General features: G+C 45.0%; 15 protein-coding genes. 7 read left to right on the top strand and 8 right to left on the bottom strand.

From position 1 onward, the window contains the following. Positions 1–62 precede the first annotated feature (62 nt). The 4 genes from MHN31_RS06865 to MHN31_RS06850 form a co-directional block, all read right to left on the bottom strand. Complete coding sequence (locus tag MHN31_RS06865; RefSeq protein WP_125557867.1) at positions 63–434, bottom strand: hypothetical protein; 372 nt, start codon at positions 432–434, stop codon at positions 63–65. Between the two features lie 79 nt (positions 435–513). Next, on the bottom strand, positions 514–993 hold the full coding sequence (locus tag MHN31_RS06860) for a hypothetical protein (RefSeq protein WP_239443854.1): 480 nt from the start codon (positions 991–993) through the stop codon (positions 514–516). A 624-nt stretch (positions 994–1,617) separates the two neighbouring features. Further along, positions 1,618–2,487, bottom strand: a complete 870-nt coding sequence (locus tag MHN31_RS06855; RefSeq protein ID WP_194866952.1) for a bile acid:sodium symporter family protein — start codon at positions 2,485–2,487, stop codon at positions 1,618–1,620. A 143-nt stretch (positions 2,488–2,630) separates the two neighbouring features. Further along, positions 2,631–5,258 carry a TonB-dependent receptor gene (locus tag MHN31_RS06850; RefSeq protein WP_239443853.1) on the bottom strand — a complete coding sequence of 876 codons (2,628 nt, stop codon included), beginning with the start codon at positions 5,256–5,258 and terminating at the stop codon, positions 2,631–2,633. Between the two features lie 275 nt (positions 5,259–5,533). On the opposite strand from MHN31_RS06850, the gene MHN31_RS06845 reads away from it, so the two are divergent. Beyond that, positions 5,534–5,881 carry a hypothetical protein gene (locus MHN31_RS06845; RefSeq protein WP_239443852.1) on the top strand — a complete coding sequence of 116 codons (348 nt, stop codon included), beginning with the start codon at positions 5,534–5,536 and terminating at the stop codon, positions 5,879–5,881. Positions 5,882–5,994: 113 nt separating this feature from the next. Here the strand turns inward: MHN31_RS06845 and MHN31_RS06840 are convergent, their stop codons facing one another. Next, the gene (locus MHN31_RS06840) at positions 5,995–7,206 is read right to left on the bottom strand and encodes a hypothetical protein (RefSeq protein ID WP_239443851.1); all 1,212 of its coding nucleotides are present in this window, start codon (positions 7,204–7,206) and stop codon (positions 5,995–5,997) included. A gap of 372 nt (positions 7,207–7,578) precedes the next feature. After that, positions 7,579–7,791 (bottom strand): hypothetical protein, encoded by a 213-nt coding sequence (locus tag MHN31_RS06835; protein ID WP_239443850.1) that lies wholly within the window; start codon positions 7,789–7,791, stop codon positions 7,579–7,581. Between the two features lie 251 nt (positions 7,792–8,042). On the opposite strand from MHN31_RS06835, the gene MHN31_RS24375 reads away from it, so the two are divergent. From MHN31_RS24375 to MHN31_RS06815, 4 genes are all read left to right on the top strand, one after another. Further along, the gene (locus MHN31_RS24375; RefSeq protein ID WP_239443849.1) at positions 8,043–9,248 is read left to right on the top strand and encodes an RsmB/NOP family class I SAM-dependent RNA methyltransferase; all 1,206 of its coding nucleotides are present in this window, start codon (positions 8,043–8,045) and stop codon (positions 9,246–9,248) included. Positions 9,249–9,264: 16 nt separating this feature from the next. Continuing rightward, the gene (locus tag MHN31_RS06825; protein WP_049865270.1) at positions 9,265–9,516 is read left to right on the top strand and encodes a DUF2999 family protein; all 252 of its coding nucleotides are present in this window, start codon (positions 9,265–9,267) and stop codon (positions 9,514–9,516) included. A gap of 147 nt (positions 9,517–9,663) precedes the next feature. Continuing rightward, positions 9,664–10,461, top strand: a complete 798-nt coding sequence (locus MHN31_RS06820) for a glycoside hydrolase family 25 protein (RefSeq protein ID WP_239443848.1) — start codon at positions 9,664–9,666, stop codon at positions 10,459–10,461. Beyond that, a complete protein-coding gene (locus MHN31_RS06815; protein WP_239443847.1) occupies positions 10,458–11,363 on the top strand; it encodes a hypothetical protein in 906 nt (301 codons plus the stop codon). Before MHN31_RS06820 ends, MHN31_RS06815 begins: the two co-directional genes overlap by 4 nt. Positions 11,364–11,695: 332 nt before the next feature. Here the strand turns inward: MHN31_RS06815 and MHN31_RS06810 are convergent, their stop codons facing one another. After that, positions 11,696–12,919: a NupC/NupG family nucleoside CNT transporter gene (locus tag MHN31_RS06810; protein ID WP_010380163.1), complete on the bottom strand. Its 1,224-nt coding sequence runs from the start codon at positions 12,917–12,919 to the stop codon at positions 11,696–11,698. Positions 12,920–12,936: 17 nt separating this feature from the next. Continuing rightward, complete coding sequence (gene udk, locus MHN31_RS06805; RefSeq protein WP_049865267.1) at positions 12,937–13,566, bottom strand: uridine kinase; 630 nt, start codon at positions 13,564–13,566, stop codon at positions 12,937–12,939. Positions 13,567–13,882: 316 nt separating this feature from the next. Here udk and MHN31_RS06800 point away from each other — a divergent pair, with 316 nt between their 5' ends. Both MHN31_RS06800 and deoD read left to right on the top strand, forming a co-directional pair. Then, a complete protein-coding gene (locus MHN31_RS06800; RefSeq protein WP_125557844.1) occupies positions 13,883–15,097 on the top strand; it encodes a phosphopentomutase in 1,215 nt (404 codons plus the stop codon). A gap of 17 nt (positions 15,098–15,114) precedes the next feature. Next, entirely contained in the window at positions 15,115–15,816 is a 702-nt protein-coding gene (gene deoD, locus MHN31_RS06795; RefSeq protein ID WP_010380169.1) for a purine-nucleoside phosphorylase, read from the top strand. The last annotated feature ends 139 nt before the right edge of the window (positions 15,817–15,955 follow it).

Genomic DNA, 15,955 nt, shown 5'->3' with positions numbered 1-15,955 from the left:
TAAAAAACTGCCGTTTGGTAGGTCCAAATTTTCTCTGACTGAAATCGAGATTAAATCAGGTATTAATTAACACGACTGATATGAATACCGTCTGTAGAACCGGTTTGGTCTTCTCCAGTCACTTGATCTTGAAAAATAAAGTAATACTGATTCAAGTTGAGTAAGCGAGTATTGTTGGTAGTAATGGTGTAGCGGCTCGATGAGGCCGCGGCATCAGAGGTAACAACCAAAGTATTGTTACGATTATCAGCGCCAAAGACATCTCTGTCGTCCCGGGCTTTTATCGGGTAAGGGTGCGCCTGGGATTTTATAACTGAAGGTTGACCAGCATCACTGGTGATAACACTAAAGGGTTCCAGGGTGTATAATTCACCATCGTTTAAGCGTACTTGAATGGTATTGGTTGTTGAGTTGATAAAGCTTGCTGTAGCCATGTTTATGTCCTTTATATTAAATGGTCTGAGACCGTGGTTGCTTGCAATCGATAATTGCCGATTGATTAATATACTCATTTCAATAGCTAATGAAGCTGGTCGGTTCACCGCCAGGTATCAAAAGCCGTGGCCGTTTGTTGTTGAGAATATGAGAGGGTAAAGCAGCAAGTAACTTAGTTGCTTCGGTTTGAGAAAGCCTTTTAACTAAGATATCTTTGGTGCTGCCAAACTGGTCAGTTCCAACAACCCAGTCGCCATACACGTAGACACAAATCTCCAAGTTGACAGATACATTCGAGACAATGCGGTATGCTTGATAACTCTCGAACGCGGTTGAAAATATCAACAAAGTATTGTCATTACCGTTTGCCGCAAATACGTCTCTGTTTAAATGACTGGAAACTTGTGCTGACCAAGCGTAAAAAGTAAAAACCGTAGTTTGGCTTTCCCTGTCATCTGCAAGCGAGTCACCGGCCTTAATCACATGGTTTTCAAGTGCCGAATTTAAGTTAACCGAGAGCAGGTTTGGGCTTGCATTAATGATATTCGCCTTGGCCATATTACATTCGCTGTTTAAATCTCCTCGATATTGCAGGAATACGGGTGTAAAACATGAGCAGAGCTTGGATGAAAATGAGAAGAATTAATATTACATGGGCATTACGCCCATTATTTGCCTTGACTCGCTGTCTGGCGAAGTAAGGCGAGAAGCAAGGCATGGAGTGCCGGTTGGTATGCGTCGTCTAAATCCCTTCTTGTCGCTAAGTATGCTTAGCTCTTCAAGTAATATTCTGGATCTCAACTTGGCGCGTGGCACGCCCAAGTTGAGAACTGCGAGCACATTGGTCACCTTAAATTAACTGAATAATTAAAGTGCTAAAGGTTGACAACCTTGCTGCATGAAGTCGCAGTATCTGTGAGGTTTTGTTATCCCGTTTTTCTATCTTTAGTTGAGAGTTGTAACTGAAGGAACTCTGCACGGTGTTGTTTATCGCACAGCTTGCAGTTAGCCGGATTGATTCACCGTCGTATAGCCCGCTTAGGTATCGACTTCAAGCTATGTTTAGGCGGCAACTGGTTCTGTGTATCCTCCAGAATATTTGCCAATTAGGTTCTTGGTTTTGTCCTGTATACTCAGTTACTGACAACTGCGGGCAGTCAGTGTTATCCACTCAGTTTGCTATCAGTGATGAACCTGCTTATGTTGTTTAATTGCCCATGCAGTAAATAAACCTGCACTGATAAACATAAACAAGCTGTATATGCTTGGTGCAATAGACATCACTTCATTGCCTAATAAGCCTGTGGTCACTAACAGAGCGAGCGTACCATTTTGCAATCCGACTTCCAGTGTGATGGTGCGGGTTTGCGTGACTTGATGCAAGAACGTGCGGGCTACCAGAAACCCTGCCAGCATAGAAACGAGGTTAAGTACGATCACCGCAGGCCCTGCCAGAATTAGATAATCGACGAGCTTGTCTTCAAGCTTTATACAGATACTGATTATCACCAGCAGTAATATTGCAACAGAGAAACGACTGATATACGGACTGGCTTTTTTTGCAAATTCAGGCCATTTGGCATTGATGGCCATTCCTGCTAATACGGGGATAACTCCAACCACAATGAGTTGTAACCAGGCCTTGAGTACCGGAAACTCAAGTAAGGTGTTGTTTTGCCCGTAATAGCCGATTGCCCAGGCGGCCAGAAAGGGGAGAGTAAAAGGGGTTATAAAGCCAACAACCGCGGTTAAAGACACCGACAGGCCAACATCCCCTTTTGCTAAATAAGTGTAAAGGTTGGACGTTGTGCCACCGGGGCACAGAGCCAAAATAAATAAACCTATGGCCAGTTCGCCACTTAACCCGGTCAATGCAATGGTCGTAACAGCAAGCGCAGGGAGTAAAATAAGTTGACAACTTGCTCCGATGAAAAAGCTTTTGGGCTGATGGTAGACGCGTTGAAAATCTGCACGTGTCAGACTCAGGCCGACGCCAGCCATGATCAGGATTAGCGCAATGGGTAAGCCTATTTCAATTAAAGCAGATGGCATGTTTTTGTCCTTGTTTTGCCTGGTTCAGCTTAATTTTAACAACGGATGTGATATGCCGTTACAGGTAATTTGTACAGGTAGGATGTGAAGGGCATATGACGACATGGCTGGGTGACAAGGATCGGCTTGTCACCCAAACAAGGCTAAAATTGATAATTGACTTTGAGGTAGCCGCGCCGTCCGACCGTGTCATAGGTAAACACATCGGTGTTGGCATCATTCCATGACGTTAAAAAGGGGGGGCGTTTGTCAAAGAGGTTATCTATACCCAAAGATACAGAAAGTGTCTCAGACACCGAGTAACCGATTTGAGCATGATGATAAATAATGCTGGGTACCTCAGCGCCAATAGGCCCGCCACCATTTTCATCTTCTGCTTTGCCGATATAATGAATGCGATATGTGCCTTGCCACTTTTTTATGTCGAATTGGGCTGTGAGATTCGATTTCCATTTGCTAAAGCTGCCTCTGTCTGAGGTGATTTTACCCAGTAACACTTCTGTTTCTGCGCCGGCAAAAGCGGTATTGTCATGTTTCAGTAGGCGGGTGGTATCCCAGACAAATCGGAAGTCAAACGCCTGATGTGCAGAGTCGATACGAATGTTCAAATCTATCCCGGATACGTGTTCACTCGCTGCATTCATCGGGCGTTTTTCAAGCGCTGTGATTTGATGTGTAATAGGGTCTCTTGAAAAGCTGTCACAATAGGCGCTGTAGGTTGTCGGGTCGCTGTAGCAAAGGCGCAACATGTTCGAACCAGAAACAGCATTGATGGCGTTATCGACTTTAATATCGAAGTAGTCTAAAGAAGCTGACACCAGTGCATTTTGAAATACGACCCCTAACGTGATGGTATTGGCTGTTTCCGGCCCAACGCCCGGGTTACCACCAACCCCTGTTCTGATGGTTGAGCCGTCCTGCACAAAATCATTGGGTATACCTTCAGCTGTACAGTGAACCAATATCTGACCCGTTGCACCATCACACGGGTCAATCGTGATGAGGTTTTCAACATTGGTGCCGCCAAATTGTTCGGTAATGGTTGGAGTTCGGAAAGCGCTGGATCGCACACTTCTTAGTAACCAGTGTTGGTTTACGCGCCAGGTTAAGCCGAGTTTATAGGTGGTTTCTGCATTAAAATATTGGTAATCGGAATAACGTAGTGCCATGTCCGTTTTTACTGACTGCGCATAGGGTAAGCCGTTTAGCAGTGGGACTGAAATCTCCAAAAATGTTTCTTTCACTTCGGAGCTGCCTGCAATCGCATCCTCCTCACCATTGCTTATTGCGATGGGATCAGGATGACGCCAGCCATTTTCTTTGCGTATCGTTAAGCCGGTCGCAAATGCCAGAGTGCCCGTTTGCAGTTCCGTAATATCACCAGTTAATTCAAAATTAAGTGACTGAAGTCGATTGCCACCTGTACCTTGGCGCTGATAGGTTACGTAGTTGATGACTTCTGGGGTAAGTTCATCAACGCCAAAGTAATCTCCGCAGGGGATGGCTGCATTCAGTTTCGAGCTACAGACCTGTGCATTGAGTGTTTGGGCTACTCGGGCGTCGTCAAAGTCATGGCTCCAGCCATCTGTGCCCGTGTTTTTCCCCCAATTGTAACTGGCTTGCCACAACCAGTTATTTGACAATTCGCCCGACAAAGCAAAGGTTGTTTGGGTCGTGTTTGTTTCCTGATAAAACTTAGGATCGAGCACTTCGATATTTCGTCGACGCTTTAAAGTAAGGTCTTGCCCGGTGGGGTTGAAGACAAATTGCGAGGATACATCAACTGGTTGAAAACTTCTGGGGGTAACGATTTGATCCGACTGACGGTTGGCGTAAAGCACAGAAGCATTAAGCTGAACCGCCGCGGTAAGTTCATAGGAGACAAACGTTGCCAGGTTAAGGCGCTGCATGGGGCTGTATGCGTTGAGCGCTCCAAACCAGTTGTACCCATGCTTACTATTATCATAGGTTTCGTAATGGTCGCCATTTTGTCCGGCAACCTGATTAAACTGTACTTCCTGACCATCGGCTAACAGTGCCCGTCCACCTATGGTTGAACCTGATGAAATACAGACCAGCTTGCCGTCAGCTTCAGTTAACGGGCAGGGATTACGCCTGGATTGAAGCGCATTTCCGTTGTCGACGTAATTTACATTGATGGTAGCATGGCCTTTGTTGAACTGACTACCTGCGGAAAAATTCAGTTCTGCATTTTCGGTATCTTTTTTGCTACTTTGGCCAATTTTGGCTAAGAGTATTGCGCCTTCAAAGTCGGTTTTAGTTATGATATTGACAACGCCCGCAACGGCATCGGCACCATAAATTGCTGATGCCCCATCTTTTAAAATGTCAATGCGCTCGACACTTTCCATTGGGATCATATTAAGGTCCGGGCTGTCATTGGCGCCAGTTCCTCCTGCGACAATGCGTTTACCATTGAGTAAAACCAGGGTGCGCTTGATCCCCATACCACGCAGGTTAATTTGCGCTGTTGCATACCCGTTGTTGGTCCAGTACGCATTGGTAGCATTGCCAGCAGACCCTGCCGATATATTCAAGCCTTGCAGTACCTCTTCAAGGTTAGACAGGCCCGTTATAGACAGGTCTTCGGCTGTTAAGGTAGTGATGGGGCTTGCTGACTCCAGTTCAATGTTTTGAATTTTAGAGCCTGTGACTTCAACGCGTTCTATATGAGCAGTTTGCTGCGCAGAAGCAAAATACGAGAGACTCAAACCCATCAGCGCAACGGAAATTTTAGAATATGAAAACATAACGATGACTCTTGGAGAAACTGCCGCGAGTATAATGAACTTAAGTGAGTTTGAAATGTGGCAAATTGTCGCAGGGCTGCCTATTCTGTAGGTTAAATTAAAAGCAATACAGTAATGAAAGAAAATAAATATGTCCGAGTGATGAACAGGCTTTTCCTAAAAGTTGGTTATGATATAATCAATAAAGGTACAATCTGTTTTTCATAACGTATTCTTTAGAGTGTTTTTTACTCAAAATGCTCTGTTTAACTTTAAAGCATAGGGGAAATAAAAGAATGAAATTAGCAAGTTTCAAATTTGCCTTTGGAATTAGTCTTTTGTTTTTTAATGCCTTCGCATTCGCTGAGGGTTGGACTGTAGCAACCAGAATCACATCGGTGGGCCAATATGGCGCTAATTCAACTTTTTTCACCACTGAAGCTGACGTTAGCCAATGTGGAAATAAGAAAAAACTATTCTTTTTGACAAGTGATGCAACTGAACCTGACAAATTTTACAGCACTTTGCTGATGGCATATGCATCTGGAAAAAGAATGAAAGTGTATTTACATGATCCTGTTGTTTGTGGTTCCGAGAATGCGCAAAAAATTAACATTGCAAACTATTTCTATGTTTTTGACTAGTGTGTTTTACAACTAAAGTAGAAACGGCCTGTTTCTGAACAGGCCGTTTCTATATCTAGTATGTTATTGGTGCTGAAAGTTAATAGAAATCACTGTACTCAGCTATATAGATATTACTCAGACGCTTCAATTTCAAAACTATAAACAGCTGCCCCTTTTAAGAGTGAAGTATCGGTATACATATTTCCAGCCGCTCCCTTTTGAAACTCCAGTCTTAGGGCGTCAAATTCTCCAGTGAAATTCATTGCTGCCACATCCAGGTTTAGTTCAAAGCCTTCAACAGTGTCGACAGCCATATTTAGGCTTGTACCAAACTCAAAGGTGGGGATAGTTGCCTGGGGTTTACTGAGAATTTCCCATTTAACTTCGCCATTGATGGTATCGTCCCAGCGCAATGTGATGGCGACCAGGTTGATGCGATCATCAACATCGGAGAAGTCATACTCGAATAGGTTGCCATTGCTCTGCTGGGCCATAGACTGTGCAAACTGCATAAAGGCATTTTGTAAAGCCGCGTCATAAAGCAGCGGATCAGTTTCGCTGGGTTGACCGTCATCAGAAATGCTATGCACGGTGGCAGAACTGGTAAACATATCGAAGCCAGGTAAAGCTGCGCGCTCGGAAATAGAGTTGTATGCATAGCTGGTGTTTGCAAGTTCAGGAAAAATATATTTATGACGATAATTAGGACCAACTAGAAATTGCGTGCTGAGTTGCTCACTATCGTCGAATGACGCCAGGAGTACACGAGAGTTCACGCTGTCTATTTGTGATAAAGGTAAGTCGACGACATTAACTCTCACACCTGGGCTATCAAATGCTTCATCCGTTAACTCGAGTGGATCTGAGCCTTCCAGGTTGAACAGACCACCACGAACATCACTGTAGTCTTCGTTACTAATATGTAGGATCGTATTTTTACTTTCAGCATCAATATATGTGCTGTCAGGTAGCGCGTCATGTAAGGCCATTTCGTCGCCTAGCAGCCCGCTGATATAGTAATCAGGTTGACTGGCAGAAAGTGCACTGAGATCAACTTCTTTTCTGGGGAAGTCACAGGTTTGCTGTCGGTCAAATTCGATGATGCCATAATCAGTGTTAGCAACATCCAGCAATGTAAATAACTGAGTTGCCATCGGTTCGTTATTCGTGCTTTTAGCGATTAGCGAAACATGATGTGTGTTTTCTGGCAGGGTCTGCGCGAGTTTGCCATCTACGCCTGTTTTTGCGCTAGAGATGACCTTGCCACTGACATTATGAAAAATCACTTCTGCAACTGTCGGTGTGGTCGCGTTACTACATGCGCTACCCAGTGTTGCTGTCACTGAAAATACAGGGGCTGGCTTGTCTGGCGTTGGTGTTGAGGTAATAATGGGTTTTGTTTGTTGTTCTTTGCTTGCAATCGAGTTATCGTTTGATGAGCCGCCGCGAGTGCTAGTGCTGCACTGACAGCGATAAAAAGTCCTTTATACTTCATCTTATCTCCAATTTATAAACTCTTGTTTTTTGACATTTTAATATCAATCTCATTCTAACAAACTTCGCATGTACTTGTCTTGTGGACAGCATGCTTGATTTGTATTCAAAACTGATAGATTTGTTTTTTGATACCTGCGGGCAAGTCTGTGGGGGCGATAGTTGCATCAAGGCAGACTGCAGATAAGCGCTGCCTTTGTTAGTTTAAACTATTTTTGGGATTAGAAGTCGCTGCAGGGACCTGTGATCACACAAATCATCTCCTGTGCAGGGGCACAAGCCATCGAATCACCCGGAGGAGGGCAGTTACGATAAGTTCGATAGTTGCTGTTTGGTTCAACCTGGCCACCGGCCACATTGGGTGTCTGAGCCTGGTTAAGTTGCTGGGATTGAGATAGAGATTTCAGATTCGACTCTCTTACTTGTCGTTTCATAACATTTCTTTAGTTATTGATTTAACTCGTACCCCCCCCAAGATTTTCCTGCTGTGGGTACATTTAACCTGGTATCTAGAGCTGGCGTCGTCAATATGATTAATTTGTTGGCTTTTTGATTTTTTCTGCTCTTTGACTGGGTCTGGCAACAGCCCGCTCACATTGAAGCGCTGACACTGCATCCATCAGTGGTTTGAGCCGCTTAAAAGCGCTACAATTCATATTCAATATTTGCAGGCAGAGAACACCGCGTGACCGTTGATCGTCAACTTATCAGTACTTTACACACCGCATTTAACGGAATATTCCAACAATCTTTATATGCTGACAAAGTCATACAGAACCACTTATACGACAATCCCCACTGGCGTCGTGAAGACAAAGCGTATTTTGTTACAACTCTGTATGACCTCGTGCGCTTTATTCGCAAGTTAGCCTATATTAGTAATGCCAGCGAGCAAGATTTTTGGCCTGTTTGGCAGGCTTTTCAGTTACTCACTGATAAGCCGGTCCCCGATTGGCCAGAAATGCGAGACTTTTCAAAGGCTGAGCTATTAACTCGACTGGACACAGCGCCACAAGCGATTCAGCTTAGCTATCCAGACTGGTTGAATGCTTTGGGAAGCTCTCAGCTTGGCGAGCAATGGCCAGAGGTCGCTGAAGCGTTAAATCGCGCACCGGGTTATTATATTAGAGCCAATACCTTAAAAACTTCGACAGACGCCTTGGCTAGTAAATTGGAGCGGGAACAGATCTCCTGTGAGCATGTTTCTGCTACGCTACCTGATGCGTTGGTCATTCAGGCGGTAGATAAGCTATTTAAATCCAACGCATTCCAGGCTGGTGAGTGTGAAATGCAAGATGCAGGCTCTCAGCAAATTGCGCCGTTACTGGATGTTTCGCCAGGCATGAAAGTGGTTGATGCGTGTGCGGGGGCTGGCGGTAAAAGCTTACATCTTGCAGCCTTAATGAAGAATAAAGGCCGTCTGTTGTCGATGGACATCCATCAGCATAAGCTGGATACGCTTAAAAAGCGGGCAAAGCGTGCCGGCTGCCATATGATTGAGACGAGGGCGATCAAAAACAATAAAACCATCAAACGCCTTAAAGATAAGTTTGATCGGGTTTTACTTGATGTGCCATGCTCCGGGACCGGTGTGTTACGCCGTAACCCAGATAGCAAATGGCACCTTAGCGAGCAAAGCATTGACGATCTGATTGCGCTTCAGGCCGACCTGCTACAACGATATAGCCAGATGTGCCGTCCGGGTGGCAAACTGGTGTATGCAACCTGCTCTGTACTGCCGGTTGAAAATCAGCAACAGGTCGCACAGTTTTTAGACGCAAACCCTGACTGGACTCTACAACAGGAACTAAGTTTGCTGCCGGGGATAAATTCAGAGTTTGACGGATTTTATGGCGCCGTATTGCGCCGTAACGAACTACCACAAGATTAAAATAGGACAAAAACATATGAATCCCATTATTGCTTTACTCAAAGAGCACAACATCAGTGATGAAAAAATCAATGAGGTATTTCAGGCGCTGACCGAAAACCCGCTGATGGCTATGGCCGTTGTTCAGCAGCTTAATATTCCAGCTGAAAAACTACAGCAGCTGATGGCTTTAGTGATGCAGAACCCGGGACTGATTAAAGAAGCGGTTCAGGAGTTGGGTCTTGACTACGATAAAGTAGAGCAGGCAAAAGCGCAGCTTAAACAGTAAATCACATCATTTATACTCGTTGGCCGGGGATTCGGACCGGCCATTTGTTTCCTCGCTTATTTAAACTACCTATCAGACAAACTCACTTCCTTTGACTAAACTAGATGCTATTCGCTTGGTAGCACTTATTTTAGAGAAGGACACTGAATGCTCTCCAGCAAAACACTCGAACACGATTCCCCTATGGTCTTTGTGCTGTTTATGGCCATCGCCTGTTTGTTTTTTTTCTTTCGACCCGAATTCATGCCGCCTGTACAGCAGAGTAGTGCGTCGAATGAGGTACTTTTTCCGAACAACCTTAAGTCGTATCTCAGTGATCCTAATGCCAAGGTTGTGTTGGGGATTGATGTGTCACACTATCAGGGCACTGTTGATTGGCAGAAAGTTTCGCAAGCAGGTGTGCAGTTCGTTTATATCAAAGCCACCGATGGCATGACCTATCGAGACCCACAATTCTATGCTCATTTTAAAGGAGCAAAGTCAGCGGGCTTGCAAGTGGGGGCATATCACTTCTTTGAACCGGACGATGACCCCACTAAGCAGTTCGATAACTTTATGGCAACCCTACAGGGGCTGGAATTGACACTGATGCCCATGCTGGATGTGGAGATCACCAGTAATCGTACACCGCAACAGATCAGCAATGGGGTTGCGCAGTTTATGGAAGCCGTGAAGCAGCGAACAGGGTGTGAAACCATTTTGTATAGTTATGGCGATTTTTGGCAAGAGAACTTATCGGCCCAGCTCGCTAACCAACCTTTTTGGCTGGCTGATTATGCTGACAGCCCCGATGTCCCTCAGCAGGCACATGCCTGGTGGTTATGGCAATATTCAGATTCTGCCCAAGTTGCAGGTGTGCGTACTTCGGTTGATATGGATGTGGTGATAGCGGGAGAGCGGGGGCTAAATGCTATGAAGTGCACAAGTATGGGAGCAAAATCATGAACTTTGCGAAACAGCTTTGGCAACACGAGCACACGGTGATGCGGGCTCTGCTACTACTGGTGGTGGTTATTTTTTTTACCCTTGCGGTGATCCATTATCATGACTGGCAGCATCAACCGGATGCCGTATACCTGAGCAATCAGGCATACCTGCATCATGTTGAAGCGCAGGCGCTGGACGATTTGTTTTATCTGGCAGAGATTAACGGGCTACTTAAAGTGGTGGAAAGCAGTCAAGTGGGCGTATCTTTTATTGCCGAGTTTAAGGTCGACGTCGGTAATATGATTGCGACAGTGACACATTATCTGCAGCAAGGTATTAATCTGAATCTTGCCTCTTTGGTTGCTGTAGAGATATTGTCGTTACTCAGTGAGGCAGCACATTTTATAGCCATGCCGCTGCTGATTGTCACGTTAAGTGGCGCGATGGTTTGGCTATGTGCTGAGTTATTTGGCTTACCTGTGGTGTTATGTGCTGTGTTTAAACGAGTATGTGAAGGGCTATTGCTGGCTTTTGTGGTGCTGCATCTGATGTTGCCCTATGCCATTCATATCAGTGGTGCCATTAGCCATTCAGTGAGTGTTAGTTATAAAACCACGGGTCGTACAGCGTTGTTGCAATATCATCAGGATGTCACACATGGACAGAATAAAGCGTCATTAAAAGACAAAGCGGAGTCGAGCATTCATGAACTGGAAAAAGTATCACCTAAGCATGTCAGGTATCAGCAGAACGCTTTGTCGCATTATTTAGTGAGTACACTGGCGGTGAATCTGTTTGACTTGATCTTAATGCCGTTATTGCTTGTTTGGGGGTTCTTTCGCATAGTGAAGGGACTTTACCTGCATGCACAGGAAACTTACCGGATAGCAAAAAGAAGTGATACCAATTTGCTTAATTAAGTGTTCTATTTTGAGGCGAGAAAATATAGTCGATAACACCGCTCCCGCGTCCTGCTATCGCTGAGGCACCTACATCCCTATAGGCGAGGCAAAAATTTGTGAACCTATGTCTAAGGTATCAGGTTCTAAATGAGAAGTTTTTAACGCTGTTAGCGTCATATTTGCTCCTTCAAATAGACCAGGTGTTAAGTGAAATTGGTATGAGCGTATAGAAACGATAAAAGGGCCATAAAGGCCCTTTGGTGAAGTATCGTTCAAGTTAGTTTGGTTACTCTAACCCCTTAAAGCAACCAACCAATTGTTTTGCAACTGAGGCTTATCTCATTAAGTTTCTAAGCTAGCGAGAGGAAAAACCCTGCAATTGCTGCGCTCATTAGGTTAGCCATAGACCCTGCTAAAACCGCCCTGAGCCCTAAGCGTGCGATATCCTTTCTTCGACTCGGCGCCATACCGCCTAATCCGCCTAGTAAGATGGCTATCGATGACAAGTTAGCAAATCCACATAACGCGAATGTGACAATCGCTTGTGTGTGTTCACTTAACGTGTCGCGATAATTCATAAAGTCCAGGTAAGCAACAAACTCGTTCACAACCAGTTTCTGGCCGATAAAGCTGCCTGCCTGAGTGGCTTCTGCCCAAGGTACGCCTAACATCCAGGCAACCGGAGCAAATACATAGCCTAAAATCTCTTGTAGCGTCAGTGTTGGATGGTCAAACATCCCACCAATACCACCAAGTAACCCGTTTAATAGTGCAATCAGTGCCACAAAAGCCAGTAACATTGCACCAACGTTCAGTGCCAGGTGCATACCGCTTGACGCGCCAGCTGCTGCTGCGTCTATTACATTAACCGGCTTGTCGTCGCCGCTATCAACCTCTGCGAGGTTTTCTTTTGGCTTTTCGGTTTCCGGCACAATCATCTTGGCCATCAGGAAACCGCCTGGTGCTGCCATAAAGCTGGCTGCAATCAGGTACTTTAATTCAACCCCAATAGCAACGTAGCCTGCCATGACAGAGCCTGCTACTGTCGCCAAACCACCTACCATTACGGCAAACAGTTCTGACTGGGTCATCTTAGGGATAAAAGGCTTTACGATTAAAGGTGCTTCAGTTTGTCCTACGAAGATATTTGCCGTTGCTGACAAAGACTCTGGTCTGGACGTTTTGAGCAGCTTCTGTAGACCACCCCCTAAGATTTTGATGATCCACTCCATAATACCGATGTGATATAACACACCGACCAGGGCTGAGAAGAATACGATCACAGGAAGTACCTGGATCGCAAAAATAAACCCTATGTTGTCCGCACCGGCCAAAGGGCCAAACAGGAAGCTGATCCCGTCATTGGCATAGCCGATCACGGATGAAACCGCTTTCGACATAGCCGCCAGCGCGTTTTTACCGGCTTCTACGAAAAGTACGAAGCCACCAATGAGTATTTGCATGATAAATGCGATACCCACGGTTCGATAATTAATGGCACTACGCTTGGTGGAAGCTGCGTAGGCGATGGCTAGTAGCATTAACATGCCGACTAAGCTCATTATTGTTGTCATGCCAGATTGTTCCCGTATTATTCTTGCAGTAAATATTTTATTTTACTTTTAATAATATCAATCGCAACGCGATTCATACCGCCACGGGTAACGACCAAGTCGGCATTGTGCTTTGAAGGCTCTATAAACTGGTAAAACATAGGTCTTACCGTTGCCTGATATTGCTCAACCACCGAAGAGATACTTCTACCGCGAGTTTCTATGTCTCGTTGCATTCTTCGCAGCAGACAGATATCAAGCGGTGTATCAATAAACACCTTGATATCAAATTCTTCGATTAATGCTGGATCGCTTAACAGTAAGATCCCTTCAACGACTAAAATCTTTGCCGGGTTTACCGTGCGTGTCTCACTACTGCGTGTATGTTGAGCATAGTCGTAAGTCGGTACTTGTACAGACTTACCTTGACGCAGTTGCGTCAGGTGCTCTTTCATTAACGCATGTTCAAACGCATCCGGATGGTCATAGTTCGTTTGAGTTCTGTGTTCAAACGGCAAATGCGATTGATCTTTATAATAGGCGTCTTCTTCTATAACGGCGATGGCACCCGACTCAAGTTCGTTTACTAGTTCGTTATAAATAGTTTGACTAAAAAGAGACTTACCGGACGCAGATGCGCCGGCGATGGCTATAATTGTTCGTGTCACTAAAGTTCACACCCAGCAGTTGCTAATGTTGGAAGATCACAATAGCAAAAAAGACACGATTAATCTCTTTTGCCTCGCTTAAGGAGCAAATTTAATTGTTTTGGTTATAACAAAACAGGACTTATGTCCGCTGGTCCAATTAGTGTTGAAATTTAATTAATATGGGGACAAATGGATTTTTGTTATGCTTTTATGACAGCGGACTTATGTCCTGTACGTTAATTTGGGCTACAAATAAAGTAACACCCTCTGACGAGTAATCACGACCTAAAAACAAAATCGTTGTGCGTCAGAATAAATAGATGAGAGGTAGATTATGGCAAGAGCAATCATATTAATGGCAGACAGCTTAGGGATTGGGGCTGCACCCGATGCCGAGAAGTTTGGAGATGCTGGTGCTAATACCTTAGCTCATCTATTAGCAGCATATAAGCAAGAAAAAGGTGAAGCCTTATCTTTGCCTAATTTAAGTAAGCTTGGACTTATTGCAGCATGTGAAGCCGCAGGCAAAGAAACCTGTGAAGTTGCACAGCGTATTGAACCGCAAGCTGCATGGGGTTATGCAAAAGAATTATCCAGCGGTAAAGATACGCCGTCTGGGCACTGGGAAATGGCAGGCGTACCTGTGTTGTTTGAGTGGGGTTATTTCCCCAATACACAGCCTTGTTTCCCACAAGAATTTATTGATGAGTTGTGCAAGCGCGCAGATATTCCCGGAATTTTGGGTAACTGCTATGCATCAGGCACAACCATTTTAGAGCAACTGGGTGAAGAGCACGTCAAAACTGGCATGCCAATTTGCTACACCTCAGTTGACAGCGTGTTTCAAATAGCCGCACATGAGCAATCATTTGGCCTTGACAAGCTTTATCAAGTATGTGAAATCGCACGGGCACTGCTTGATGAAATGAATATAGGACGAGTGATTGCGCGGCCATTTATAGGCACTTCTAGTGCCGACTTTATTCGTACTGGTAATCGACGTGATTACTCAGTGTTACCGCCCTCACCGACAGTATTAGACAAACTGGCGAACGACGGTGGTGAAGTGATCAGTATTGGTAAAATCGCTGATATCTATGCGCATCAAGGTATTACACAAAAGCATAAAGCGCCTGGCCTGATGAATTTGCTGGAAAAAACCAGCGAAGTCATGCAAAGCGCTCCGGAGCATAGTTTGATTTTCACTAACCTGGTGGATTTCGATGAAAAATTCGGTCATCGCCGCAATGCGGTGGGTTATGCTGAGGCGCTGGCGCAGTTTGATGCTTATTTACCGAACATTATTAACCAATTAAAAGACGATGATCTGCTGTTAATTACAGCGGACCACGGCTGTGATCCGACCGCACCGGGCACAGACCACACCCGCGAATACGTGCCAGTATTGGCGTATCGTAATGGAATGAACAATACTCCGTTAGGTGAAAGAAACAGCTTCGCAGATATGGGTCAGACGCTGGCTCAGTGGTTTAACTTATCTGCTTGTGATTATGGTGACGGCTTTGCAGCCCAACTCGCTAAGGCTTGAATTAAAGGAAACATGTTATGAGTACTCCGCATATTAATGCTAACCCAGGTGATTTTGCAGAAACGGTGCTAATGCCAGGGGACCCACTGCGTGCCAAGTACATTGCTGAAAACTTTTTGCAAGACGCACGTCAGGTAACGGACGTACGCAACATGTTCGGTTTTACTGGCACTTATAACGGTAAACCAGTAAGTATTATGGGCTCTGGTATGGGTATTCCATCCATGTCTATCTATGCTCGTGAGCTGATTGTCAGCTTTGGTGTTAAAAACTTAATTCGCATTGGTACCTGTGGGGGTATCAACCAGGATACTAAAATCCGTGACGTGATCTTTGCACAAGGTGCAAGTACAGACTCAAATGTAAATCGCGCTCGCGTACGAGGCTTTGATTTTGCGGCCATTGCTGACTTTGGTCTGCTTGAGAATGGTGTTAACGCTGCTCGCCGTCTGGGTATTGAAGCAAAAGTAGGTAACGTATACACCACAGACACTTTCTATCAGGCTGACAGCAGCTTTTACCCTGAACTGGATAAGTTAGGTGTACTGGCTGTTGATATGGAAACAGCTGGCCTGTACGGTGTTGCTGCCGAGTATGGTGCAAAAGCAATGGCGCTATTTACGGTGAGCGATCACGTAATCACTGGCGAAGCAACACCACCAGAAGAGCGTCAAAGCACGTTCAATGAAATGGTTAAAATTGCCCTTGAGTCAATTTAAAGAATTTGGTCCTGCCCAGGATCTCCCTGTTCCTTGGTAACGTAATCGCAGAGTTTTGGAGACACGCCTAAAACAACGCGAATCACACCCAAAAAGCCGCACCTAGTGCGGCTTTTTTTTATCTGAAATCTATTGCCCT

The organism is Pseudoalteromonas sp. McH1-42 (assembly GCF_022347845.1).
GTDB lineage: Bacteria > Pseudomonadota > Gammaproteobacteria > Enterobacterales > Alteromonadaceae > Pseudoalteromonas > Pseudoalteromonas rubra_D.
Note: the sequence above shows the minus strand (reverse complement) of the source record. Positions and strands in the feature narration are given on the sequence as shown.